The organism is Streptomyces sp. NPDC039423, from assembly GCF_055598725.1.
Map to the genome: position 1 here is coordinate 531,837 of NZ_JBVKAH010000002.1, position 23,405 is coordinate 555,241.

The window sequence follows — 23,405 nt, forward strand, 5'->3', positions numbered from 1 at the left end:
TCCCTGCCCGGTCCGGAACGAACACGTATGGAGGTGAACCGCCGTGGCACTCTCGATTTCGGCGGTGGTGCTGCTGGCGATCGTCGTCTTCCTGCTGATCCGGAAGTCCGGCCTGAAGGCCGGCCACGCGGTCGTCTGCATGCTCCTCGGCTTCTACCTGGCGAGTTCCTCCATCGCCCCGACCATCAGCGAGCTGACGACCAACGTGGCGGGCATGATCGGCGGCATCAAGTTCTAGTCGCCGGGTTCCGGGCACCACCCCCTAGGGTGTCGGTATGACGGAACTCCCCGCCCGTCGTCTGCTCCTGGTGCACGCGCACCCCGACGACGAGTCGATCAACAACGGCGCCACCATGGCCAAGTACGCGGCCGAGGGCGCCCAGGTCACCCTGGTGACCTGCACACGCGGCGAGGAGGGCGAGGTCATCCCGCCCGCCCTCGCCCATCTGGCACCCGACCGGGAGGACCGGCTCGGCCCCCATCGCGTCGGCGAACTGGCCGTCGCGATGAAGGAGCTGGGCGTCACCGACCACCGCTTCCTGGGCGGGGCCGGCCGGTACCGCGACTCCGGGATGATGGGCACCGAGCAGAACCACCGCGACGGCGCCTTCTGGAGCGCGGACGTGAACGAGGCCGCCGCCCACCTGGTAGCCGTCGTCCGCTCGGTCCGCCCCCAGGTGCTGGTCACCTACGACCCGGACGGCGGCTACGGCCACCCGGACCACATCCAGGCGCACCGCGTCGCCATGCGCGCCGCAGAACTGGCGGCCGAACCGGACTTCCGGCGCGACCTGGGCGCACCCCACCGGATCGCCAAGACCTACTGGAACCGGGTGCCGCGCACGGTCGCCGAGGAAGGCTTCGCCAGGCTCCGGGCCGCGGGCGCCTTCCCCCGGACCGCGTCCGTCGCCGACGTGCCCGGCGTGGTCGACGACGAGCTCGTCACGGCCGCGATCGACGGCACCGCGCACGCCGGCCGCAAGGCCGCCGCGATGCGCGCCCATGTCACCCAGATCACCGTGGAGGGGGAGTTCTTCGCCCTGTCCAACGACCTGGGCCAGCCTCTCTTCACCACGGAGTACTACCAGTTGGTACGGGGGGAAGCGGGCGCCCCGGCCGGCCGGCGCGAGGACGACCTGTTCGCCGGGGTGACGTCATGAGGGCCGCGCGGATCGCCTCCTACGCGGGCCTGGCCGTGCTCGGGGCCGTGGTCGGCCTCGCCGGGGCGCTGGTCCAATCGGCCTGGTTCCCCGGTGGGTTGCTGCTGGCGCTGGCGGCGTGCGCGGGGCTGTTCCGCGGCGGGATGCGGGCGACGGGCACTCAGGCGGGTGTGCTGGCCCCGGGGGCCGGCTGGCTGATCGCCGTGGTGCTGCTGAGCCTCGGACGGCCCGAAGGGGACCAGCTTTTCTGGGGCGGCCTGGCCGAGCTGGTGTACGTCCTGGGCGGCATGGTCATCGCTGTGATGTGCGCCACGATCACACGGCTTCCGCATCGGGACGGCCGATCCGGGTCACTTGGCATGTGACGTGCCCTGACTTGGGGCGGAATGCCCGGCCGGGTTGCCCTGGTCGTGGGATACCCGGCGGCGGCGGCCAGTATGGTGGTGCGCGCCGCCGAGCGCCCGCACGTGTAAGAGCGGGCGGCGGAGCCAACCGGGAGAACCTGCTTTGAGTCGTGAAACTGACAGTTCGTCCTCCGGCGCCCAGGGGCGCGGCGGAGCCGCGTACCCCTCGGGTACACCGCCGTACGGATCGCGCCAGTATCCGTCGCTGCACCCGACGCAGGACGCACCGGAGGAGGGTGCCGGAGCCGCCGCCGCGGAGCCGGACGAGCCCAGGACCGAGACCACGCTGACCACCCGCATCCGGATCAACATCCCGGGTTCGCGGCCCATCCCGCCGGTCGTCATGCGCAAGCCGGTGAGCGAGACGGACGGGGCGGGCACCGCCCCGGCGCCCCGCTCCGCGCCGGCGGAGCGGCCGCCGGCGGCCGAGGCCCCGGAGCCGGCGGAGGAGCCGCCCGCGGAGGAGAAGCCGGCCAGCGACTGGTTCGCCCCCCGCAAGCCCCCGGCCCCCGCGCCCGCCCCCGCCCAGCCGCAGGCCTCCGCGCCGGGGCAGGCCTCCGCGCGGCCTTCCGCGCCCGAGCGGCCCCAGGGGCCCGGCCGCGTCCCCGGCCAGGGGCCCGCGCCCACCGGTGCGCCCGCGCCCGGCGGCCCGGCCGCCCCCGGCGGGGTGCCGCGCCCGGCCGACGCCCCGCGCGCCGAGGCGCCGCGCCCGCACAGCTCGCTGGCCGACCTGGCGGGCGACACCGCGCCCCCCGGCCCGGGCGGCCCGGCGCGCCCGGACGGCCCCACGACGGGCCCCGTGACCGGCGCCATGGCCGCCGTGCCGTGGATGTCCGACGACACCGCCGTACTGACCCCGCAGCAGCCCGCGCCCGAGCCGGACCCCGGCGCCGGGTACGACACCGGGTACGAGCCCGGCTACGAACCCGCGTACGGCCAGGACCCCCAGGTGCCCCGGCAGGGTGCCGCGCGTCCGCCCGCCGGCCCGCCGGCCGGGGGGCACGTGTCGGGCGACACCCTCACCAGCGGCATCCCCGTGATCCCGCCGGAGCACCGCTCCTCGTCGCCGTTCCCGGTCACCGGCCCCGCGCAGGTCGCGGCCGACCGGGTCCCCCCGGCGTACGAGGACTTCGAGCCGGAGGCGGCGCCCGCACCCGTACCGCCCGCCCCGGCCCCCGCCGCCTCCCCGGCCCGCCCGCAGCAGAAGAAGGGCCGCTCCAAGGTGGTCCTCCTGGGCGCCGCGGTGATCGGCCTGGCCGGTGTCGCCTACGGCGCCGGGCTGCTGCTGAACCACTCCGAGGTCCCGAAGGGCACCACGGTCCTCGGCGTCGACATCGGCGGCGGGACCAAGGAGCAGGCGGTGCAGAAGCTGGACACCGCCTTCGGCGACTGGGCGTCCGCCCCTATGCAGCTCAGCGTGGGCGGCAAGAAGGAGGAGCTGGCCCCCGACAAGGCCGGGCTGTCCCTGGACGCCCAGGAGACCGTGCGGGCCGCCGCGGGCGCCGACTACAACCCGGTCTCCGTGATCGGCTCCCTCTTCGGCGGCGAGCGCGTCGCCCAGCCGGTGATCCTGGTCGACGAGGAGAAGCTGGGCGTGGCCCTGACCGACCTCGCGGGCACCTCCGGCTCGGCCACCGAGGGCACGATCCGGTTCGAACCGGGCAAGGCCGTCGCCGTACCGGGCAAGGCGGGCAAGACCCTGGACGTCCAGCGGTCGATGATCTCGGTACGGGACGCCTACCGCGCCCAGGTCGAGACCGGCAGGACGAACCCGGTCGAACTGCCCGTCGTCACCAAGGAGCCGACCGTCACCCAGGCGGAACTGAACCGGGCGATGAAGGAGTTCGCCGAGCCCGCGATGTCCGGGCTGGTGACCATCCAGGCCGGCGGCAAGCAGATCCAGTTCGGCCCCGAGAGGTCCCTGCCGAAGATCCTCTCCATGAAGCCGGTCAACGGCCGGCTGGTCGAGGTCTACGACAAGCAGGCGATCAACACGCTCCTGGACGGCGTCTTCGAGGGCGTCATGATCACCAAGGGCGACGGCAAGGAGCACGAGGTCTCCGCCGACGACGTGGCCCACGCGATGCAGAAGGCCCTGCTCGGCAAGACCCCCGCCGAGCGCACCGGGACGATCGAACTCGACCCCCAGGGCTGAGCCCGCCCCGGCCCCCGGCCCCCGTCCCACCCGGGCGGGGGCCTTCCGGGTGCCTCCGGTCCCCGGCGGCCTGCCCGGGCACCGGACCGGTTACCGGTGCGGACCTGACCGCTCGGCCCCGCCTCCGTAAGGATCGTGGGGGAGCACGTCGACCGGGACCGACCCCCGCCGCCGGCCGCGATCAGTTCAGCCGGGCACGGGCCGCACGGGCACGGTGGCGGACCGTCTCCGCCACGGTCGGCTCGACGGCGGCCACCACCTCCGCGTACGCGTCCATCTCCGCCGCGCCCGTCAGGAAGTCACCGCGCTGCACCAGCAACTGGGCCCGTTCGTACCGCAGCCGTGCGGGGTGCGCGGGCAGCAGCAGGGACAGCTCCACCGCCCACAGGGCCACGTCCGAACGCTCCGGGCGTACGGACGCCCAGGCGCGGATGTTGTTGAGGATCCGCTGCACGATCTGCAACGGGTCCGCGGGCGTCAGCATCGACGGGACCAGCCGCTCCCCGGTCGCCCCCGCCACCAGCAGCTCCGCGTCCGCCCCGGTCAGGGCCCGGCCACCGGCGAACGGGTCCGCCAGCACCCGCTCCTCCGGGTCGCCGAACCCGACGACGAAGTGCCCGGGCAGCGCCACCCCGTACACCGGCGCGCCCGCCCGCCGGGCCACCTCGGTCCACACGACCGACAGCAGGATCGGCAGCCCCCGGCGCCGCCGCAGCACCTCGTGCAGCAGCGACGACTCCAGACGCTGGTAGTCGCCGGGCGTGCCGTGGAAGCCGCACCGGTCGCCCAGCAGGGCGGCGAGCGCGGCCACCCAGGAGCGGGGCCCGCGCAGCCCGTACGGCAGCAGCCCTGCCAGCCGGTCCAGCTCGATCTCTGCGGCGTCCATCCCGGCCTGCCCCAGGGCGGGATCCGCCTCCGCGCCCACCAGCAGGCACAGCGCCGCGAGGTCCGGACGCTCCTCGCGGGCCTCCTCGGCGAACCGGCGGCGCCACTCCGTGGTGTGCATACGCCTCACGTACCCGCTTCGGGGGACCGGAAGTGGTGGTACAGGTGGTGGACGGTGAAACCCATCCCCCCGTACAGGGCGAGGGCGCCCTCGTTGTCCGACTCCACCTGGAGCCAGGCGGCCGACGCGCCCTCGTCCAGCGCCCGGCGGGCGAGCGCGGCCATCACCGCCGTGCCGAGCCCCCGCCTGCGGTACGCCGGGTCCACCTCGACCGCCATGAAACCGGCCCACCGCCCGTCGACCACGCACCGCCCGATGGCGGCGGGCACGTCACCGTCGCCCGGCACGGTGGCGAACCACACCGACGGCCCGCTGCCCAGGACGCGCAGCACGTGCGGGCCCGGCTCGCCCGAGCGGTTGTAGCGGCGCAGCCACGCCCCGTCGACGGACCGGGACAGCCGTACGTCACCGGCGTCCAGGTCCCCGACCGGCGCCAGCGCCCCGGTCCGCAGCTCCGCCGAGACCTCCCGGCGCCAGCCCCGCTCCTCCAGCGCCGCGCACAGCCGCTCCTGGGTGTCCGCCGCGCCGGTCGCCGCCTGCACGTACGCGGGCAGGCCCCGCTCCTCGTACCAGGCACGCGCGCGTGCCAGGGCCTCGTCCAGCGGCATCCCGGGATCACCGAGCGGCAGCACGGAGTTGGCCCGGCGGGTGAACCCCGCCGCGGCCCGCAGCGTCCAGTCGCCGAGCGGCTCGCTCTCCACCGGCTGCCACGCCCGCGCGGCCGCCCGGGTCAGCTCCTCGAAACCGGCCGCGGGGCCCCGCCGGCGGGCCGGCGCGGCGGGCACGACCTTCCCCGCGACCAGCGCCGATTCCGCGATGCGGACGGTCTCACCCGTCCGTCGTGTGATCACCAGCACACCCCCGGTCCATGATGTGAGAACACCGACCGTGTCGGTGAACCTCTCCGGCCGCGCTCCGGTGTCGCTCAACCGGCGGACGGAGACTCGTTTACCCACGTCAGAAGGGGTGATCCGGACCTCCAGCCGTCCGCCCGCAGTGAATTCCACAGCTCAGTCCGCCCCTCCTGTTCGGTTCCGTCGTGAGAACGGAGATACTAGGTGCGGGCATCGACGACGCCGCGCTCCCGCGCAAACAGCCCTACCGAGGAGGAACGACCAGCGTGACCTACGTCATCGCGCAGCCTTGTGTCGACGTCAAGGACAAGGCGTGCATCGAGGAGTGCCCCGTCGACTGCATCTACGAGGGCCAGCGGTCCTTGTACATCCACCCGGACGAATGCGTCGACTGCGGTGCTTGTGAGCCGGTCTGCCCGGTCGAGGCCATCTTCTACGAGGACGACACCCCGGAGGAGTGGAAGGACTACTACAAGGCGAACGTCGAGTTCTTCGACGATCTCGGTTCGCCCGGTGGTGCCTCGAAGCTGGGCCTGATCGAGCGCGACCACCCCTTCATCGCCGCTCTGCCGCCGCAGAACGGCTGATCGCGCGCCCTCGGTCCCGTACGGCTCCGCCGCTGTACGGGACCGACGCGTATCGCCCCTGAAGCAGAAGAAAGCGAGCACCGTGTCCTCCCCCGTCTCCTCCCGCCTCCCCGTCTTCCCGTGGGACAAGCTCGAGCCGTACAAGAAGACGGCCGCGGCCCACCCGGACGGCATCGTGGACCTGTCCGTCGGGACGCCGGTGGACCCCGTCCCCGAGGTGGTGCGGCGGGCTCTGGTGGCCGCGGCGGACTCGCCGGGCTACCCGACGGTGTGGGGCACCCCCGAGCTGCGCGACGCGCTCACCGGCTGGTGCGAGCGGCGCCTGGGCGCGCGCGGCTTCGCGCACACCAACGTCCTGCCGGTCGTCGGCTCCAAGGAACTGGTCGCGTGGCTGCCGACCCAGCTCGGCCTGGGCGCCGGTGACACGGTGGCCTACCCGCGCCTCGCCTACCCGACGTACGAGGTCGGCGCCCGGCTGTGCGGCGCGACGCCGGTCGTCTACGACGACCCGACGGAGCTGGACCCGGCCGGGCTGAAGCTGCTCTGGCTGAACTCGCCGTCCAACCCGACCGGCAAGGTCGTCCCCAAGGACGAGCTGGTCCGGATCGTGGCCTGGGCCCGCGAGCACGGCGTCCTGGTCTTCAGCGACGAGTGCTACCTGGAGCTCGGCTGGGAGGCCGACCCCGTCTCGGTCCTGCACCCGGACGTGTGCGGTGGTTCGTACGAGGGGATCGTCGCCGTCCACTCGCTGTCCAAGCGCTCGAACCTGGCCGGCTACCGGGCCGCGTTCATCGCGGGCGACGCGGCCGTCCTCGGCGAGCTGCTCCGGATCCGCAAGCACGGCGGCATGATGACGCCCGCCCCGGTCCAGGCGGCCACGGTCGCGGCGCTCGGCGACGACGCGCACGTGGCCGACCAGCGCGCCCGGTACGCGGCGCGGCGTACAGCGCTGCGCACGGCCCTGGAGACGCACGGCTTCCGGATCGAGCACAGCGAGGCCAGCCTGTACCTGTGGGCGACCCGGGACGAGCCCTGCTGGGACACCGTGGCCGACCTGGCGTCCCTCGGCATCCTGGTCGCGCCGGGCGACTTCTACGGCGAGGCGGGGGAGCGGTTCGTCCGGGTGGCGTTCACGGCCACCGACGAGCGGGTCGAGGCCGCGGTCAAGCGGCTGGTCTGAGACACACCGAAGGGCCCGGGGAGCGTGCGTCGCTCCCCGGGCCCTTCGGCGTGCGTACGGTTACGCGCCCAGCGCCGGCAGGCCGGCCGGCATGCCGCCGACGAGCCCGCCGGCGGCCTCCTGGGCGGCGGGGGCGGCGGTGCCGCCCGTCTTGGTGACGGCCTGGCCCGCGGCGGGTCCGGCCTGCTCGACCGTCCGGCCGCCCGCCTCCCCGACCGTGCCGGTCGTGTTCCGGGAGGCGCCGCTGACGGTCTCGGACGCCGAGGCCGTGTCGAGGCTGCTCACGCCGCCCAGCTCGGGTGCTTGGGGAAGGTCCACGGCGCTCGCGGAGCCGGCCGCACCGACCACGGGAGCTGCGCCCGCTGCGAGCAGCAGCGCGGCACGGGCGATCCGGCGGGTCAGGGGGAGGGACATGATGCTCCTTCGACGGAAGAGGTCGTTGTCTGTGGTGCCTGTCCGACGATCGGACGCTGTGACAACCGCTCGGGGGCCGGGGGAGGTTGCGGTGACCCGAGGTAAAGAGTGGGTAATGCGTCGCATTATCGGCCCGCCGTAAACCCGGGCAAAGGGGCCCACTGAGGAACCGTCACTTCGCAGCTCGGAACGGGTGCGCGGGCCCGGTACCGAACACGGTCGGCATCCCGTGTGCACGCTCCTCGCCCGGGTGAACGCCCGTACGCGCGCACGGCCCGCCCGGAACCCCGACCCGGCCCGCGCGCGGGGGCGGACCCGGGGCGCCGCGCCTAGGAGCGCTCGGCGACCCGGATGTGGACCTCGTCCGCGCGCGGGGCGGGGCCCTCGGCGGGGCGCCAGCCGTCCTCGGAGTCCGCCGCGCTCCAGACCCGGCCCGCGTACGTCACCTCGGCGATCCGCAGGGCGTCCGCCCGGGCCACCGCCCACTGCGCCAGCTCCCAGCCGCCGCGCGAGCCCCCGGGAGCCGCGCCGGCGCCCTCGGGGCCGGCCGGGCCGGCGGCGACGGTCCGCACCGGTACGACGATGTTCCGCGCGGTGCCGCCGGCCGGCGCGTCCCCGCCGAACGCCCGCTTCAGCTCCGCCCGCACCTTCGCCGGGTCGCCGGCCCGTGCCGGCCCCGTGCCGGCCGTGCACGTCAGGGACGCCGGCGACCGCCCGGTGAGCGCGGCGGCCAGCAGCGCGGCGTCCGGCTCGTGCTTGGCGTACGCCTGCGGGAACCCGCTGCGCTGCACGCGCTGCGCGGCGACGGTCAGCGGCAGCCGCGAGTAGCCCGGGACGTCGGCCAGGTGGTCGTAGAACTTCCCGGCCGAGAACACCGGGTCCAGGATCTGCCGCTCGGTGCCCCACCCCTGCGAGGGGCGCTGCTGGAACAGCCCCAGGGAGTCGCGGTCGCCGTACCGGATGTTCCGCAGCGCGGACTCCTGGAGGGCGGTCGCGAGCGCGATGGTGACCGCCCGCTCGGGCATTCCCCGGGTGGTGCCCACGGCGGAGATCGTCGCGGCGTTGGAGGCCTGCTCGGGGGTGAACCGGTACGTGTTGTTCCCGCTGCCCACGACGCAGTGCGGGGCGTCCTTGCCGCCCGTCACGTACTGCACCACCACGTACGCGATCACCGCCAGCAGCACGGCGAGCGCGACGGCGGTTCTCAGTCGGCGGGGGCGGATGGACTCGGACACGAAGCACACCGTACTGGAGGCCGCGTTAGGCTCGGCACCATGTCCGAAACGATGCCCGCCACCCTGCTGGACCTCACCCAGGACGGCCCCGCGCTCACCGCCGCGCTGGTCGACTTCCCCTCGGTGAGCGGCACCGAGAAGCCGCTCGCCGACGCGATCGAGCAGGCGCTGCGCACGCTGCCGCACCTGACCGTCGACCGGTACGGCAACAACGTCGTCGCCCGGACGCACCTGGGCCGGGCCGAGCGGGTGGTGCTGGCGGGACACATCGACACCGTGCCGATCGCCGACAACGTCCCCTCCCGTCTCGACGGGAACGGGATCCTGTGGGGCTGCGGCACCTCGGACATGAAGTCCGGCGTGGCCGTCCAGCTCCGCATCGCCGCGACCGTCCCGGCGCCCAACCGCGACCTGACCTTCGTGTTCTACGACAACGAGGAGGTCGCCGCCCACCTCAACGGCCTCGGGCACGTGGCCGAGGCGCACCCCGAGTGGCTGGAGGGCGACTTCGCCGTCCTGCTGGAGCCGTCCGACGGCCAGGTCGAGGGCGGCTGCCAGGGCACCCTGCGGGTCCACCTCCGCACCACCGGCGAGCGGGCGCACTCCGCGCGGAGCTGGATGGGGTCCAACGCCATCCACGCCGCCGCGCCCATCCTGGCGAAGCTGGCCGCGTACGAACCGCGCCGCCCGGTGATCGACGGGCTGGAGTACCACGAGGGCCTCAACGCCGTGGGCATCGAGGGCGGGGTCGCCACCAACGTGATCCCCGACGCGTGCACCGTCACCGTCAATTACCGCTACGCGCCGGACCGCTCCATGGCGGAGGCCGAGGCCCATGTGCGCGAGGTGTTCGCGGACTGCGGGGTCGAGGAGTTCGTGGTGGACGACCACACCGGCGGCGCCCTGCCCGGGCTGTCGCACCCGGCCGCCGCGGCCTTCATGGCGGCGGTCGGCGGCACGGCGCAGCCCAAGTTCGGCTGGACCGACGTGTCCCGGTTCAGCGCGCTGGGCGTGCCCGCGGTCAACTACGGCCCGGGCGACGCGCTCTTCGCGCACAAGCGGGACGAGCACGTCGCCGTGGACCGGATCACCCACTGTGAACGGCGACTGTACGACTGGCTCACTGCCTGACCTCCGTAATTTCGCCTTTTGTCACGTCCTCCGTCCTACCCTGAGCGGGAAACGATGTTCAGCGGAGGGAGCGGATCATGGGCAACCCCGAGGCCGAGGCCGAAGGACTGCGAGCGCTGGCCGAGCAGCGGCTGGGGCCGGTACTGCGCCGCCGGGAGCAGGTCCAGCCCGGCACCACCGATCAGCGGCTGCTGGACACCGCGGGCGACTCCGAGTGGGTCCACACCGACCCGTGGCGCGTCATGCGCATCCAGTCGGAGTTCGTGGAGGGCTTCGGCGCGCTGGCCGAACTGCCCAGCGCGATCAGCGTCTTCGGCTCGGCCCGCACCCCGGAGGGCACGCCGGAGTACGAGGCGGGCGTGCGGCTCGGCCGGGCGCTGGTCGAGGCCGGCTTCGCGGTGATCACGGGCGGCGGCCCGGGCGCGATGGAGGCGGCGAACAAGGGCGCCCGGGAGGCCAAGGGCGTCTCGGTGGGCCTGGGCATCGAGCTGCCCTTCGAGCAGGGCCTGAACCCGCACGTCGACATCGGCGTCAACTTCCGGTACTTCTTCGTCCGGAAGACGATGTTCGTGAAGTACGCCCAGGGGTTCGTGGTCCTGCCGGGCGGGCTCGGCACCCTGGACGAGCTGTTCGAGGCCCTGACGCTGGTCCAGACGCGGAAGGTGACCCGCTTCCCGATCGTGCTGTTCGGCACCGCCTACTGGTCGGGCCTGGTCGACTGGCTGCGCGACACGGTCATCGCCCAGGGCAAGGCCTCGGAGCGGGACCTGCTGCTCTTCCACGTCACGGACGACGTGGAGGAGGCGGTCGCCCTGGTCACCAAGGAGACCGGGCCCGGCCACCCCTGACGGGGCGCTCCGGGTGTTACGCCAGCCCCCGGCGGGCGACCGCCGGGGCGCGGTGGCCCGCGATGGACGCGACCATGTCCAGCACCTGCCGGGTCTCGGCGACCTCGTGGACGCGGTAGACCCGGGCGCCCAGCCAGGCCGAGACGGCCGTCGTCGCGAGCGTCCCCAGCAGCCGCTCCTTGACCGGCCTGTCGAGGGTCTCGCCGACGAAGTCCTTGTTGGACAGCGACACCAGCACCGGCCAGCCGGTGTCGGTCAGCTCGCCCAGCCGCCGGGTCGCCTCCAGGCTGTGCCGGGTGTTCTTCCCGAAGTCGTGACCGGGGTCGATCATGACCCCGTCGCGGCGTACGCCCAGGGCGGCGGCGCGCTCGGCCAGGCCCACCGTCACCCGCAGGATGTCCGCCACCACGTCGTCGTACGCGACCCGGTGCGGCCGGGTGCGCGGCTCCGCGCCGCCCGCGTGCGTGCACACCAGCCCCGCCCCGTACCGCGCGGCGACCTCCGCGAGCTTGGGGTCCACCCCGCCCCACGCGTCGTTCAGCAGGTCGGCCCCCGCCTCGCAGACCGCCTCCCCGACGTCGTGCCGCCAGGTGTCGACGCTGATCACCACGTCGGGGAACCGCCGGCGGACCTCGGCGACGAAACCGACCGTGCGGCGCGCCTCCTCCTCGGCGGTGACCTCTTCGCCGGGACCGGCCTTCACCCCGCCGATGTCGATGATGGCGGCGCCCTCCGCCACCGCCCGCTCGACGCGGGCGAGCGCCGGCTCGTCGTGGAACGTGGCGCCCCGGTCGTAGAAGGAGTCGGGCGTCCGGTTCACGATCGCCATGATCACCGGCTCGTGCGGCCCGAATTCCCGCCGTCCCAAGCGCAGCATCCCGTTCGTCCTCCTCGCGTTCGTCGCCTGCGACCTTAACCGTCGGTGGGGCATGGCACGATCGGCACCGTCGGGTTTTCGCTCCGGGTGGAGAGGCACGGTCGTGTTCTGGTTCTTGGCTGTAGCGATGGTCGTGGTCGTTGCCGCGGTCACCCTCGCCGTGATCGGCGGCGGGGAGAGCGACGTGCTCCCGGAGGCGGCGCCCGAGCACACGGTGGACCGGCTGCCGCTGACCCGCCCCGTCGGCCGCGCCGACGTCGACGCGCTGCGGCTGCCGCTGGCGCCGCGCGGCTACCGCATGGCGGAGGTCGACGACGTCCTCGGCAGGCTCGGCGCCGAGCTCGCCGAGCGGGACGCGCGGATCGCCGACCTGGAGGCCGCGCTCGCGGGCGCCCGCGCGGACGCGGCCGGCCGGCCGGAACCGTTCGACCTGCCCGGCGAGGCCCCGGGCGGGGAGGCGGGACACCAGCCGGGCGGGGAGCGGGACCGGTGACCGGGGAGGCACTGCCGGGCCAGGACGGGAAGCTGCGCTGCCCGTGGGGCCTGTCGACCGAGGACTACGTGCGGTACCACGACGAGGAGTGGGGACGCCCGGTCCACGGTGACGACGCCCTGTTCGAACGGCTCTGCCTGGAGGCGTTCCAGTCCGGCCTGTCCTGGCTCACCATCCTGCGCCGCCGGGAGGGCTTCCGGCGGGCGTTCGCCGGCTTCCGGATCGCCTCGGTCGCGGAGTTCACCGACACGGACAGGGGCCGGCTGCTGGCCGACACCGGCATCATCCGCAACCGCGCCAAGATCGACGCCTGCCTCGGCAACGCGCGCGTGCTGGCCGGCTGGGCGCCCGGCGAGCTGGACGCCCTGATCTGGTCGTACGCCCCGGACACCGCCGACCGTCCGGCACCCCGCACCACGGCCGACGTGCCGGCGGTCACCGACGAGTCGACGGCGCTGTCCAAGGCGCTCAAGAAGGAGGGCGTCCGGTTCGTCGGCCCCACCACGGCCTACGCTCTGATGCAGGCCTGCGGCCTGGTCGACGACCACCTCGCCGACTGCGTCGCCCGCACCGACGCCCCGGCCTGACCGCCCCGGCCGCCCGGGCCCTCCCGGCCGCCCGGCCCCGGCCACCCCGGCCTCCGGCCACCCCGGCCCCGGCCACCCCGGCCTCCGGCCACCCCGGCCTCCGGCCACCCCGGCCTCCGGCCACCCCGGCCCCCGGCCGCCCGGCCGGGACCGGCGTCCGCCCCGGCCCGCCCGCCCGGCGGGATCAGCGGCCGAGGTAGGTGGGCTTCTCCTTGGCGAGGAAGGCCTGCACCGCGATCCCGTGGTCCGCCGACGCGCCCGCCTTCGTCTGGAGCTCGTCCTCCTTCTCCAGCGCCTCGTCGAGCGTGTGGGCGGCGCCGTACGCCAGGGACTCCTTGAGCGCCGCGTACGCCAGGGTCGGGCCCGCCGCGAGGGTGCGAGCCACGGACGCGGCCTCCGCCGCCAGGTCCGCGGCCGGGACCAGCCGGGTCGCGATGCCCAGCTCGTACGCCTCCCGCGCGCTGATCGAGCGCGGGAAGAACAGCAGGTCCGCCGCCCGGCCCGGGCCCACCACCCGGGGCAGGGTCCAGGAGACGCCGGAGTCGGCGGTCAGCGCCACCCCGGCGAACGAGGTGTTGAAGGACGCCGTGTCGGCCACCACCCGGTAGTCCGCCGCCAGGGCGAAGCCGAAGCCCGCGCCGGCCGCCACGCCGTTGACCCCGGCGACCACCGGCTTCGGCATGCCGGCGATGGCGCGGACGATCGGGTTGTAGTGCTCCCGCACGGTGCTCATCGTGTGCTCGGTGCCGATCAGCGCGACGTGTTCCTTGAGGTCCTGGCCCACGCAGAAGGCCCGGCCCGTCGCGGTGAGCAGGACCGCCCGCACGGCGGTGTCCCCGGCCGCGGCCGTGAGCGAGTCCCGGAGGGCGACTTTCGCCTCGGTGTTCATCGCGTTCATGGCGTCGGGCCGGTTGATGGTGATCGTGGCGAGCCCGTCGCTCACCTCGTACAGCACGGTGTCGGCCATGGCAGGGTCCCCTTTGCGGCTACGGCGGTGATGTCCCGCCCAGCATGGCGGAGATCATCCCGCCCGGACATGTGACCTGCGTCAAAGAAGACCGGGCCCCGCCGACGTGTGCGGCGGCGAAGTATCGCAGGCGGATCGCCGAATTGGACGGTTTTGCGAGAGCGCGTTGCGCAAGCGATGCCGACCGATGTTGGTCATCGGGTCCTGCCATGCGGGATAATGACCTGGAAGCAATGTGTTCGATGCCGGTGATGCGTGCCCATGCCAGAGGGCCGTCGGCGACGATGAGCTGGTTTCAGGAAGGGGAACGAGCATGGCGGCCATGAAGCCGCGGACGGGCGACGGCCCGCTCGAGGTGACCAAGGAGGGGCGGGGCATCGTCATGCGCGTTCCGCTCGAAGGCGGCGGTCGGCTTGTCGTCGAGCTGACTCCGGACGAGGCCGACGCGCTCGGCGACGCACTCAAGAAGGTCGTCGGCTAGCGGAACGCCCCCTGTGTTTTCGGGAAGCCCCGGTGCGGTGCGCGGTGACGCGGCCGGGCCGGGGCTTCCGTCCTGCGCGGCCGTACCCGGGCCCGTGCACCCGTACGCGGCTCAGCCGCGCCGCACCGCGCACAGCAGCCCGTCGCCCACCGGCAGCAGCGCCGGCAGCAGCTCCTGGCTCTCCCGGACCGCCCGCAGCAGCTCCCGCACCCTGAGCACCTCGGCCGGCTGGGCCGCCGAATCCACCGTCCGGCCGTCCGCGAAGACGCCCTCGAAGCAGACCAGGCCACCCGGTCGCAGCAGACGCAACGATTCGTCGAGGTAGTCCAGGCACTCGGTGCGGTCGCCGTCGCAGAAGACGAGGTCGTACCCGCCGTCCGCGAGCCGGGGAAGGACGTCCAGGGCGCGCCCGGGAATGAAACGGGCCCGGTTCCCGGCGAAGCCGGCCGCCCGGAACGCCTGCTTGGCGAACTGCTGGCGCTCCGGCTCGGTGTCCACCGTGGTCAGCACGCCGTCCGGGCGCATCCCCTCCAGCAGGTAGATGCCGGACACCCCCGTCCCGGTGCCGATCTCCGCCACCGCCTTGGCGTCCGCCGTGGCCGCCAGCAGACGCAGCGCGGCGCCGGTGCCTGGCGACACCGAGGGCAGCCCCGCGTCCCGGGCCCGGTCGCGGGCCCAGCGCAGCGCTTCGTCCTCGGCGACAAAGGCGTCGGCGAACGCCCAGCTCGTCTGCCGGTTGGCGGTAATGACCCTCTCCTGTCCCCGTAGTTGGCGCAACGGTGACTGTAGCCGTTCGGGGCCGGGAACCCGCAGATGGGACCACGCGTTGTGGAGGGGTGGGGGGAGCACATGGATCAAGAGCCGAAGACGGTCCCAAATTCACGTAAAGATTCTTATCCGGAGCTAACGGGCGAGGTGGCTATGGTAGGGGCTCCACTGGACACCACCAGAGCCGATAGGGGAGGTGCGGCTGCGCCTGTGGATCGGGGAGGAGTGCTGCGGCGCCTTCTCAGGTCGGCGGGTGAGCCGAAATCCGTGACCGACACCGCTGACCGTTCCGTGCCCGCACCCTTCGCACCCACCACAGCGACCTTCGCATCGGATGCGGAACCGCAGGCGTGGACTCCGCCCTCGTGGGAGGAGATCGTCAGCACGCACAGTGGCCGGGTCTACCGCCTCGCGTACCGCCTGACCGGCAATCAGCACGACGCCGAGGACCTCACCCAGGAAGTGTTCGTCCGGGTGTTCCGCTCACTGTCCACGTACACACCGGGCACCTTCGAGGGCTGGCTGCACCGCATCACCACCAACCTCTTCCTGGACATGGTGCGCCGCAAGCAGCGCATCCGGTTCGACGCCCTCGGCGACGACGCGGCGGAGCGGCTGCCCAGCCGGGAACCCTCCCCCCAGCAGGTCTTCCACGACACGCACTTCGACGCCGACGTCCAGCAGGCCCTCGACACCCTCGCTCCCGAGTTCCGCGCGGCCGTGGTGCTGTGCGACATCGAAGGGCTGTCGTACGAGGAGATCGCCGCGACCCTGGGGGTCAAGCTCGGCACCGTCCGCAGCAGGATCCACCGCGGGCGCTCGCACCTGCGCAAGGCCCTCAAGCACCGGTCGCCCGAGGCCCGGGCCGAGCAGCAGCGCGCCTTCGTGGCCGTGGGCGGGGAGGGCGGACCCGCGTGAGTGGCACCGGTCCGACCCCCGCGGAACAGCACCTGGGGGACCGCCTCGCCGCGCTCGTCGACGGCGAGCTCGGTCATGACGCCCGCGAGCGGGTCCTCGCCCATCTGGCGACCTGTCCCAAATGCAAGGCCGAGGCCGACGCGCAGCGACGGCTGAAGACCGTGTTCGCCCAGGCCGCCCCGCCGCCCCCCTCCGAGGGGCTGCTCGCACGCCTCCAGGGGTTGCCCGGGGGCGCTCCGGGCGACGACGACCGGGGCGGACCCTTCGGCGGTGACGGACCCTACGGAGTGAGACCCGGCGCCTTCGGGTACGCCCAGGGAGCCGACTCCGGGTTCCGGATCCACGACGTGGGCCGTCAGGAGCAGGAGCGCTCCCCGTGGCGCGGCCGGAGGTTCGCGTTCGCGGCCGCCAGCGCCGTGTCGTTCGCGGCCATCGCCCTGGGCGGTGCGCTGCCGACCGTCGCCACGGTGGACGCGCGCGGCGACGGCACGGGCAACAACGTCACGCCGCTGCGGTCGCCCGGACAGACCCAGAGCACCGGGTCCGGGGCCGGCGAGAACAGCCGCCGCCGGGGCGGTGGGTACGGCCCGGTGCGGACGGCCGACCGGCCGGTCACGCCGCTGTCCGCCGTACCGCTGCACGCGGTGCAGCGCCCGGGAGCGCACCCCTTTCTCTCGGCCTCCCCGCTCGGCGTGGTGAACGCGGCCGGCAGCGCGCCGCCCGCCCCGCTGATACGCCCCACCGGGGCGGTGTCGCGGCTCGCGACGGCCACCGGGACCACCCCGGCCGCCACCCCGTCACCGAGCTCGCTCTCCCTGTCCGCGGGCCACTGACCGGCGCCCCCTGCGCGGCGGCGGTCCGACCTGGTTGAATCCTGCGCAGGGGCGTCCCGAGGGGGCGCGTACGGGTACGCAGCGGGGAGAACATGGACGACGACAAGCCCACGGGGCCGAAGCCGAAGTGGTGGAGTCGCCCGACGCGGCAGCAGACCGTGACGGCCGGGCCGGAGACCGCCCCCGCCCCGGCCCCGGACATCCCGGATCAGGCCGCCCCGGCCCCGGACGCCCCGGAGCAGGCCGTCCCGGCGCGCGAGGCGGCCGTCCCGGAGCCGCGCCCGTCCGACGCCACCGTGGCCGCCGCCGAACAGCAGCCCGCCGCCCCCGCCGCCGAACAGCAGCCTGCCGCCCCCGCGCGCCCGCAGCCGCTGCACCAGCCGGACGAATACCGCACCCCGCCCTACGGCGAGCCGGGCCCCTGGGCGCCCGCACCGCCCGTCCAGCGGCCGGTGGCGACCCCCGCGCACGGGACCACCGTCCCGCCCGCCTACGGGACGCCCCAGCCGGGCACACCGCACCAGCAGCCGCACCCACCGCAGCCCCGGCCCGCCGCCGCGCCCCCGCTCCCACAGCCGCAGGCCCACCCCGTGCCGCAGCCGACGCAGTGGTTGCAGTACGACCCGTGGAGCACTCCCGCCGGGCCCCAGGCCCCGCTCCTCCACCCCGGCGGCGCCGCGCCGCACGCCCCGCGCAAGGGCCGGCGCCGCGGCCCGGTCGTGCTGGCCGCGCTGCTCTTCGCGGGCCTCACCGGCGTCCTCGGCGGCGGTGTCGGCGCCTACCTGGAGCGGCACGGCGGCCTCACCACCGTCGAGCTCCCGCAGGCGGGCCCCGAGAACAGCGGCCGCGCCCCGGACAGCGTCGCCGGCATCGCGGCCCGCGCCCTGCCGGGCGTGGTCACCCTCCACGTCAGCGGCAGCGGCGAGCAGGGCACCGGCACCGGCTTCGTCCTCGACGAGCAGGGCCACATCCTGACCAACCACCACGTGGTCGACCCGGCCGGCACGTCCGGCGACATCACCGTCACCTTCAGCGGCGGCGAGACGGCCGCCGCCGAGCTGGTTGGCAAGGACAGCGGCTACGACCTGGCCGTCGTCCGGGTGAAGGGCGTCGCCAACCTCCGGCCGCTGCCGCTGGGCAACTCCGACAACGTCCGCGTCGGCGACCCGGTCGTCGCGATCGGCGCCCCCTTCGACCTCCAGAACACCGTGACCTCCGGCATCATCAGCGCCAAGGAGCGGCCGATCACCGCGGGCGGCGAGAAGGGCGACGGCAGCGACATCAGCTACGTCGACGCCCTCCAGACCGACGCCCCGATAAACCCCGGCAACTCGGGCGGCCCGCTGCTCGACTCCCAGGCCCGGGTGATCGGCATCAACAGCGCCATCCGCGCCGCCGACAGCGGCTCCGGGGCCGAGGGCGGCCAGTCCGGGTCGATAGGCCTCGGCTTCGCCATCCCCGTGAACCAGGGCAAGCGCGTCGCCGAGGAGCTGATCAACACCGGCAAGGCCGACCATCCGGTCATCGGGGTCAGCCTGGACATGAAGTACACCGGTGACGGCGCCAGGGTCGGGGACAAGGGCCAGGACGGCAGCGCCTCCGTCACGCCCGGCGGCCCGGCGGCCGAGGCGGGCGTCCGGCCCGGTGACGTCATCACCAAGGTGGACGGCCAGCGGATCCACAGCGGCGAGGAGCTCATCGTCAAGATCCGCGCCCACCGCCCCGGGGACCGGCTCCGGCTGACCCTGGAGCGGGGCGGCCGGGAGCAGACCAAGACGCTGACCCTGGGGTCCTCCGCGGGTGGCTGAACGTGCACCGGCAGGTCACCGCGGCGTCGCCGGCAGGTACCGCCCCGACAGCGCGGCCAGGTACCGTGTTACGGGCCCCGGGCCCTGCCGAGCGGACCGACGGGAACCGGCGGGCCGGCGGAACCGGCGGACCAGGACCTGACCGGACCAGGACCGGACCGGACCGGACCCAGTGAAGGAGCAGCAAGGTGTTCAATGACATAGGCGCACTCGAGCTGGTGGCGCTCGTGGTCCTTGCCGTGCTCGTGTTCGGCCCCGACAAGCTGCCGAAGGTCATCCAGGACGTCTCCGGCTTCATCCGCAAGATCCGTGACTTCTCCGAGAGCGCGAAGCAGGACATCCGCAGCGAACTGGGTCCGGAGTTCAAGGACTTCGACTTCGAGGACCTGAACCCCAAGACGTTCATCCGCAAGCAGCTCACGGAGAACGAGGACCTCAAGGAGATCCGCACCAGCTTCGATCTCAAGAAGGAGATCGACGACGTCGCCGACGCCGTCAACGGCCGCGAGCGGGACTCGTCCGTCCCCGCCGGGGTCAACGGCACGGACATGCTGAAGAAGGGCGACGGGCCCGGCCGCGGCGAGCGTCCGCCGTTCGACGCCGACGCCACCTAGATCCCCACGCACCGCACTTCCGGAAAGAGCCCCCGCAGGGTGGCTATCCTCTCCATCTGTCCGGTAGCGAGAACGCCCGTCGGGGCGTGCCGTCCCGGACTCCATGGATCGAGGAGGCGGCCGGGCAGATGGAGACGACGAGTCGAGTGGGGGCGCAGGGTGCCGCACCCGGCGCCACGTCGGCGCCCGAGGGGGCGGGGTCGCCCGAGGGGGCGCCCGCGGCCCGGCGTACGGCCGACGGCTATCAGCGGGCGTCCTTCCCCTGGTACGCACTGGACGAGGCGTACACCGGGCCGCGCTGGCTGATGCAGGTGGGCACGTCCGCCGACGGCACGGTGCAGCACGGCTCGATCGGCCACGGCGACGAGCCGTCGATACGGCCGGACCGGCTCGACCCGGCCGGCGCCGAGAAGGAGCGGTTCGCGGTCGTGGTGACGATCGCGGCGAGCCCCGTGCGCCGCAGCGGCGACGGTACGGGCGTGCTGGACGCCACCAGCGTGTCGTCCGCCGCCTGGCTGGCCGGCTCCGGGCTCCTCGCGTACACCTGGCCGCCCCAGCTCGACCACACGCGGCGGGACGACTGGCTGGACCAGCAGACGGAGGCCGCCTTCGAGCTCGCCGACGACCTGGACGGCCCGGAGTGGTCGACGCTCTCCCTGCCCGTCGACGGCGTCCCCACGCCGTTCCACTACCGCGAGTCGGAGTTCGGCTGGGTGCTGGCCGGCACGACGGACCGGGGCGTCCATCTGGGCGCGTACGGCCGGGGGATGAGCGCCTACGGCCTGGGCTTCGCCGTGGTGCAGGACGTCGCCGCGTACGTCTAGCCGCCGGGTACGGGCGCACGGCCCCGTACGCCAGGAGTGCGCGAGAGGGGCACCGCTCGACGAGCGGTGCCCCTCTTCCGTCTTCCGTACCCGTGCGCCGGGGTCAGAACTTGTTGCGCGGGGTGATCCCCAGCGACATGCCCGACAGGCCGCGCTGACGGCCGCCGAGCTTGCCCGCGATGGAGCGCAGCGCGGCGCCCGCCGGCGAGTCGGGGTCGGACAGGACGACCGGCCTGCCCTCGTCGCCGCCCTCGCGCAGCCGTACGTCGATCGGGATGGAGCCCAGGACCGGCACCGTGGCGCCGGTGGTCCGGGTCAGGCCGTCGGCGACCTTCTGGCCGCCGCCCGTGCCGAAGACGTCGACCATCTCGTCGCAGTGCGGGCAGGGCAGGCCCGACATGTTCTCGACGACGCCGACGATCTTCTGGTGGGTCTGCACGGCGATGGAACCGGCACGCTCGGCGACCTCGGCCGCCGCCTGCTGCGGCGTGGTGACGACCAGGATCTCCGCGTTCGGCACGAGCTGTGCCACCGAGATGGCGATGTCGCCGGTGCCCGGCGGCAGGTCCATCAGCAGGACGTCCAGGTCGCCCCAGTACACATCGGCGAGGAACTGCTGGAGCGCCCGGTGCAGCATCGGGCCGCGCCAGACGACCGGCGTGTTGCCGGGAGTGAACATGCCGATGGAGATGACCTTCACGCCGTTCGCCGACGGCGGCATGATCATGTTCTCGACCTGGGTCGGACGGCCGTCGGCGCCCAGCATGCGGGGCACGCTGTGGCCGTAGATGTCGGCGTCCACGACACCGACCTTCAGACCGTCGGCGGCCATCGCCGCCGCCAGGTTCACGGTCACGGACGACTTGCCGACGCCGCCCTTGCCGGAGGCCACGGCGTAGACCCGGGTCAGCGAGCCGGGCTTGGCGAACGGCACCTCGCGCTCGGCGGTGGTGCCGCGCAGCGCGGCGGCCAGTTCCTTGCGCTGCTCGTCGCTCATCACGTCGAGCGTCACGTCGACGCCGGTGACGCCCTCCACGCGGGAGACCGCCTCGGTCACGCGGGTGATGATCGTCTCGCGCATGGGGCAGCCGGAGACCGTGAGGTAGACGGTGACGGCGACCGTCCCGTCCGCACCGATCTCCACCGACTTGACCATGCCGAGCTCAGTGATCGGTCGGTTGATCTCGGGGTCGTTCACCGTCGCCAGTGCTTCGCGCACCGCGTCTTCCGTAACCATATGGAGATGGTACGGCGCCGCCCCCGGCCCCCGGAAAGCCCTGTCAGCGGTCGGCTTCGTCACTCCGGTGGGATCCGCCGGGCGGGAATAGATCCCGGCGCTCGTCCAGCTCCCGGACGAGGTCCGCCAGCTCGGAGCGGATCCAGTCGCGGGTGGCGACCTCGCCGAGGCCCATCCGCAGGGCGGCGATCTCCCGGGTGAGGTACTCGGTGTCGGCGATGGACCGCTCGTTCTGCTTGCGGTCCTGCTCCAGGTTGACCCGGTCGCGGTCGGCCTGCCGGTTCTGGGCCAGCAGGATGAGGGGGGCCGCGTAGGAGGCCTGGAGGGACAGGGCGAGGGTCAGGAAGATGAAGGGGTACTCGTCCCAGCGCAGCTCGTCGGGCGCCGAGATGTTCCACACCACCCAGACGACGACGATCACCGTCATCCAGACCAGGAACCGGCCCGTGCCGATGAAGCGGGCGACCCGCTCCGAGAGCCGGCCGAACGCCTCCGGGTCGTAGGCGGGCAGCAGCTTGGGCCGCCGGATGCGCGGCTGGTCGAGCCGGATGCGGGGCGTGGACGGCTCGCCGGGGCGCTCATGCGCCATGCGGGGCCTCGCTCTCGCCGTCCGGTTCGAACTCCGTCTCGCGCCAGTCGTCGGGCAGCAGGTGGTCGAGCACGTCGTCGACGGTGACCGCGCCGAGCAGGGAACCGCTCTCGTCCACGACCGGGGCGGCGACCAGGTTGTAGGCGGCGAGGTAGCTGGTCACCGAGGGCAGCGGGGTGTCGGGGGACAGCGGCGCCAGGTCGGTGTCCGCGATGGCCGAGACGAGGGTGAAGGGCGGGTCCCGCAGCAGCCGCTGGAAGTGCACCGTCCCCAGGTACTTGCCGGTCGGTGTCTCGTCGGGCGCCCGGCACACGTACACCTGAGCGGCGAGGGCGGGGGAGAGGTCCTGCTGGCGCACCCGCGCCAGCGCGTCGGCGACCGTCGCGTCGGGGCGCAGCACGATGGGCTCGGTGGTCATCAGCCCGCCCGCCGTGCGCTCCTCGTACGACATCAGCCGGCGTACGTCGGCGGCGTCGTCCGGCCGCATCAGGGTCAGCAGGCGCTCCTTGTCCTCCTCGGGCAGCTCGGACAACAGGTCGGCGGCGTCGTCCGGGTCCATGGCCTCCAGGACGTCGGCGGCCCGCTCCTCCTTCAGCTTGCCGAGGATCTCGATCTGGTCGTCCTCGGGCAGCTCCTCCAGGACGTCGGCCAGCCGGTCGTCGTCGAGGGCGGCGGCGACCTCGGCCCGGCGCTTGGGGGTCAGGTGGTGCAGGACGTTGGCGAGGTCGGCCGGGCGCATCCGCTCGAAGGTGGCGACCAGGCTCTCGGCGCCCTGCCCGTGCTCCTCCAGCGAGAAGCCGGTCACCGCCGACCACTCGACGGTGAGCGTCTCGCCCTTGCGGCGCAGCGCCCCGCCGCCGCCCCGGCGGACCGCGACCTTGTCGATCTCCCAGTCGCGGCGGGCCGGGAGCTGCTGGATGGCCACGTCCAGGACGGTCACCTCGGAGCCGTCCTCGACGAGCCGGACGCGCCGGTCGAGCAGCTCGCCGAGGACCAGCCGCTCGGTGGGGCGCTGCTCGAAGCGGCGGACGTTGAGCACACCGGTGGTGATGACCTGGCCCGACTCGACCCCGGTGACCCGGGTCATCGGCAGGAAGATCCGGCGGCGGCCGATCACCTCCACCACCAGGCCCAGCAGGCGGGGCGGGCGGCGGCCGACGCGCAGCATCGCGACCAGGTCGCGGACGCGGCCCACCTGGTCGCCGTTGGGGTCGAAGACGGGGACGCCGGCGAGATGGGAGACGAAGATGCGGGACGCGCCTGCCGCCATGCCGCACACCTCCTCGCCTGCCGGGAAAACGTCCTTTGTGCCGGTTCAGGCTAGCCCGTCCCGGTGCGGGTCGCCCAGGCAGGGCGTCCGTACGGCTCTCTGCCGACCGCCGTGGGCGGCACGGGTACGCTGCGGTCTGCCAACCCCCCACGGTTTGATGAGAGG

General features: G+C 73.9%; 26 protein-coding genes. 16 read left to right on the plus strand and 10 right to left on the minus strand.

The window, feature by feature from the left end; translation table 11 throughout:
- The first annotated feature begins 43 nt into the window (after window positions 1-43).
- The 4 genes from ACZ7LK_RS08435 to ACZ7LK_RS08450 all read left to right on the plus strand — a co-directional run bounded on the left by ACZ7LK_RS08435 (window position 44) and on the right by ACZ7LK_RS08450 (window position 3,719).
- Window positions 44-238 carry a hypothetical protein gene (locus ACZ7LK_RS08435; protein WP_189550932.1) on the plus strand — a complete coding sequence of 65 codons (195 nt, stop codon included), beginning with the start codon at window positions 44-46 and terminating at the stop codon, window positions 236-238.
- A gap of 37 nt (window positions 239-275) precedes the next feature.
- Window positions 276-1,160, plus strand: coding sequence for an N-acetyl-1-D-myo-inositol-2-amino-2-deoxy-alpha-D-glucopyranoside deacetylase (mshB, locus tag ACZ7LK_RS08440; RefSeq protein ID WP_471139104.1), 885 nt, complete (start codon window positions 276-278; stop codon window positions 1,158-1,160).
- Window positions 1,157-1,525, plus strand: coding sequence for a DUF6113 family protein (locus ACZ7LK_RS08445; RefSeq protein ID WP_392272227.1), 369 nt, complete (start codon window positions 1,157-1,159; stop codon window positions 1,523-1,525). The genes mshB and ACZ7LK_RS08445 overlap by 4 nt, the downstream gene beginning before the upstream one ends.
- 142 nt (window positions 1,526-1,667) lie before the next feature.
- Window positions 1,668-3,719, plus strand: a complete 2,052-nt coding sequence (locus ACZ7LK_RS08450; protein ID WP_471139107.1) for a peptidoglycan binding domain-containing protein — start codon at window positions 1,668-1,670, stop codon at window positions 3,717-3,719.
- A gap of 181 nt (window positions 3,720-3,900) precedes the next feature.
- Here ACZ7LK_RS08450 and ACZ7LK_RS08455 read toward each other — a convergent pair whose 3' ends face one another.
- The gene (locus ACZ7LK_RS08455) at window positions 3,901-4,725 is read right to left on the minus strand and encodes a transglutaminase-like and tetratricopeptide repeat-containing protein (protein WP_392272225.1); all 825 of its coding nucleotides are present in this window, start codon (window positions 4,723-4,725) and stop codon (window positions 3,901-3,903) included.
- 5 nt (window positions 4,726-4,730) lie between these two features.
- Complete coding sequence (locus tag ACZ7LK_RS08460) at window positions 4,731-5,732, minus strand: GNAT family N-acetyltransferase (protein ID WP_392272224.1); 1,002 nt, start codon at window positions 5,730-5,732, stop codon at window positions 4,731-4,733.
- A gap of 113 nt (window positions 5,733-5,845) precedes the next feature.
- On the opposite strand from ACZ7LK_RS08460, the gene fdxA reads away from it, so the two are divergent.
- Both fdxA and ACZ7LK_RS08470 read left to right on the plus strand, forming a co-directional pair.
- Window positions 5,846-6,166: a ferredoxin gene (gene fdxA / locus ACZ7LK_RS08465; RefSeq protein WP_031078476.1), complete on the plus strand. Its 321-nt coding sequence runs from the start codon at window positions 5,846-5,848 to the stop codon at window positions 6,164-6,166.
- A gap of 82 nt (window positions 6,167-6,248) precedes the next feature.
- Window positions 6,249-7,346, plus strand: a complete 1,098-nt coding sequence (locus tag ACZ7LK_RS08470; protein ID WP_392272223.1) for a bifunctional succinyldiaminopimelate transaminase/glutamate-prephenate aminotransferase — start codon at window positions 6,249-6,251, stop codon at window positions 7,344-7,346.
- 60 nt (window positions 7,347-7,406) lie between these two features.
- Here ACZ7LK_RS08470 and ACZ7LK_RS08475 read toward each other — a convergent pair whose 3' ends face one another.
- Both ACZ7LK_RS08475 and ACZ7LK_RS08480 read right to left on the minus strand, forming a co-directional pair.
- Window positions 7,407-7,760 carry an ATP-binding protein gene (locus ACZ7LK_RS08475; RefSeq protein WP_469462489.1) on the minus strand — a complete coding sequence of 118 codons (354 nt, stop codon included), beginning with the start codon at window positions 7,758-7,760 and terminating at the stop codon, window positions 7,407-7,409.
- 329 nt (window positions 7,761-8,089) lie between these two features.
- Entirely contained in the window at window positions 8,090-8,995 is a 906-nt protein-coding gene (locus tag ACZ7LK_RS08480; protein ID WP_471139112.1) for a VldE C-terminal domain-containing protein, read from the minus strand.
- Between the two features lie 51 nt (window positions 8,996-9,046).
- On the opposite strand from ACZ7LK_RS08480, the gene dapE reads away from it, so the two are divergent.
- Together dapE and ACZ7LK_RS08490 are read left to right on the plus strand one after the other, a co-directional pair.
- Entirely contained in the window at window positions 9,047-10,126 is a 1,080-nt protein-coding gene (gene dapE / locus ACZ7LK_RS08485) for a succinyl-diaminopimelate desuccinylase (protein WP_469462564.1), read from the plus strand.
- A gap of 77 nt (window positions 10,127-10,203) precedes the next feature.
- Complete coding sequence (locus ACZ7LK_RS08490) at window positions 10,204-10,974, plus strand: LOG family protein (protein WP_392272220.1); 771 nt, start codon at window positions 10,204-10,206, stop codon at window positions 10,972-10,974.
- 16 nt (window positions 10,975-10,990) lie between these two features.
- Here the strand turns inward: ACZ7LK_RS08490 and folP are convergent, their stop codons facing one another.
- Window positions 10,991-11,851 (minus strand): dihydropteroate synthase, encoded by an 861-nt coding sequence (gene folP / locus ACZ7LK_RS08495; protein ID WP_471139115.1) that lies wholly within the window; start codon window positions 11,849-11,851, stop codon window positions 10,991-10,993.
- 127 nt (window positions 11,852-11,978) lie between these two features.
- Between folP and ACZ7LK_RS08500 the strand changes: the two genes are divergently transcribed.
- Both ACZ7LK_RS08500 and ACZ7LK_RS08505 read left to right on the plus strand, forming a co-directional pair.
- A complete protein-coding gene (locus ACZ7LK_RS08500; protein WP_471139118.1) occupies window positions 11,979-12,344 on the plus strand; it encodes a DivIVA domain-containing protein in 366 nt (121 codons plus the stop codon).
- The gene (locus ACZ7LK_RS08505) at window positions 12,341-12,931 is read left to right on the plus strand and encodes a DNA-3-methyladenine glycosylase I (protein WP_471139121.1); all 591 of its coding nucleotides are present in this window, start codon (window positions 12,341-12,343) and stop codon (window positions 12,929-12,931) included. Before ACZ7LK_RS08500 ends, ACZ7LK_RS08505 begins: the two co-directional genes overlap by 4 nt.
- Before the next feature lie 184 nt (window positions 12,932-13,115).
- Here the strand turns inward: ACZ7LK_RS08505 and chcB are convergent, their stop codons facing one another.
- Window positions 13,116-13,898: a 2-cyclohexenylcarbonyl CoA isomerase gene (chcB, locus tag ACZ7LK_RS08510; protein ID WP_392272216.1), complete on the minus strand. Its 783-nt coding sequence runs from the start codon at window positions 13,896-13,898 to the stop codon at window positions 13,116-13,118.
- A 313-nt stretch (window positions 13,899-14,211) separates the two neighbouring features.
- Between chcB and ACZ7LK_RS08515 the strand changes: the two genes are divergently transcribed.
- Window positions 14,212-14,379 carry a DUF3117 domain-containing protein gene (locus tag ACZ7LK_RS08515; RefSeq protein ID WP_003966491.1) on the plus strand — a complete coding sequence of 56 codons (168 nt, stop codon included), beginning with the start codon at window positions 14,212-14,214 and terminating at the stop codon, window positions 14,377-14,379.
- A 111-nt stretch (window positions 14,380-14,490) separates the two neighbouring features.
- Here the strand turns inward: ACZ7LK_RS08515 and ACZ7LK_RS08520 are convergent, their stop codons facing one another.
- A complete protein-coding gene (locus ACZ7LK_RS08520; RefSeq protein ID WP_392272215.1) occupies window positions 14,491-15,156 on the minus strand; it encodes an O-methyltransferase in 666 nt (221 codons plus the stop codon).
- A gap of 144 nt (window positions 15,157-15,300) precedes the next feature.
- Between ACZ7LK_RS08520 and sigE the strand changes: the two genes are divergently transcribed.
- From sigE to ACZ7LK_RS08545, 5 genes are all read left to right on the plus strand, one after another.
- Complete coding sequence (gene sigE, locus ACZ7LK_RS08525; protein ID WP_392272214.1) at window positions 15,301-16,065, plus strand: RNA polymerase sigma factor SigE; 765 nt, start codon at window positions 15,301-15,303, stop codon at window positions 16,063-16,065.
- Window positions 16,062-16,898 (plus strand): anti-sigma factor family protein, encoded by an 837-nt coding sequence (locus tag ACZ7LK_RS08530; protein ID WP_471139125.1) that lies wholly within the window; start codon window positions 16,062-16,064, stop codon window positions 16,896-16,898. The genes sigE and ACZ7LK_RS08530 overlap by 4 nt, the downstream gene beginning before the upstream one ends.
- Before the next feature lie 92 nt (window positions 16,899-16,990).
- A complete protein-coding gene (locus ACZ7LK_RS08535) occupies window positions 16,991-18,706 on the plus strand; it encodes a S1C family serine protease (protein WP_471139128.1) in 1,716 nt (571 codons plus the stop codon).
- A 188-nt stretch (window positions 18,707-18,894) separates the two neighbouring features.
- Window positions 18,895-19,320 (plus strand): sec-independent translocase, encoded by a 426-nt coding sequence (locus tag ACZ7LK_RS08540; RefSeq protein ID WP_392272211.1) that lies wholly within the window; start codon window positions 18,895-18,897, stop codon window positions 19,318-19,320.
- 128 nt (window positions 19,321-19,448) lie between these two features.
- Window positions 19,449-20,144 (plus strand): hypothetical protein, encoded by a 696-nt coding sequence (locus ACZ7LK_RS08545; protein WP_469462499.1) that lies wholly within the window; start codon window positions 19,449-19,451, stop codon window positions 20,142-20,144.
- Window positions 20,145-20,247: 103 nt separating this feature from the next.
- Here the strand turns inward: ACZ7LK_RS08545 and ACZ7LK_RS08550 are convergent, their stop codons facing one another.
- Genes ACZ7LK_RS08550 through ACZ7LK_RS08560 form a run of 3 tightly spaced genes read right to left on the minus strand, consistent with a single transcriptional unit; the run spans window position 20,248 to window position 23,240 of the window.
- Window positions 20,248-21,381: an Mrp/NBP35 family ATP-binding protein gene (locus ACZ7LK_RS08550; protein WP_392272209.1), complete on the minus strand. Its 1,134-nt coding sequence runs from the start codon at window positions 21,379-21,381 to the stop codon at window positions 20,248-20,250.
- 43 nt (window positions 21,382-21,424) lie between these two features.
- Window positions 21,425-21,970 carry a DUF1003 domain-containing protein gene (locus ACZ7LK_RS08555; RefSeq protein WP_392272208.1) on the minus strand — a complete coding sequence of 182 codons (546 nt, stop codon included), beginning with the start codon at window positions 21,968-21,970 and terminating at the stop codon, window positions 21,425-21,427.
- Complete coding sequence (locus tag ACZ7LK_RS08560; protein WP_392272207.1) at window positions 21,960-23,240, minus strand: magnesium transporter MgtE N-terminal domain-containing protein; 1,281 nt, start codon at window positions 23,238-23,240, stop codon at window positions 21,960-21,962. The genes ACZ7LK_RS08555 and ACZ7LK_RS08560 overlap by 11 nt, the downstream gene beginning before the upstream one ends.
- Window positions 23,241-23,405: the final 165 nt, after the last annotated feature.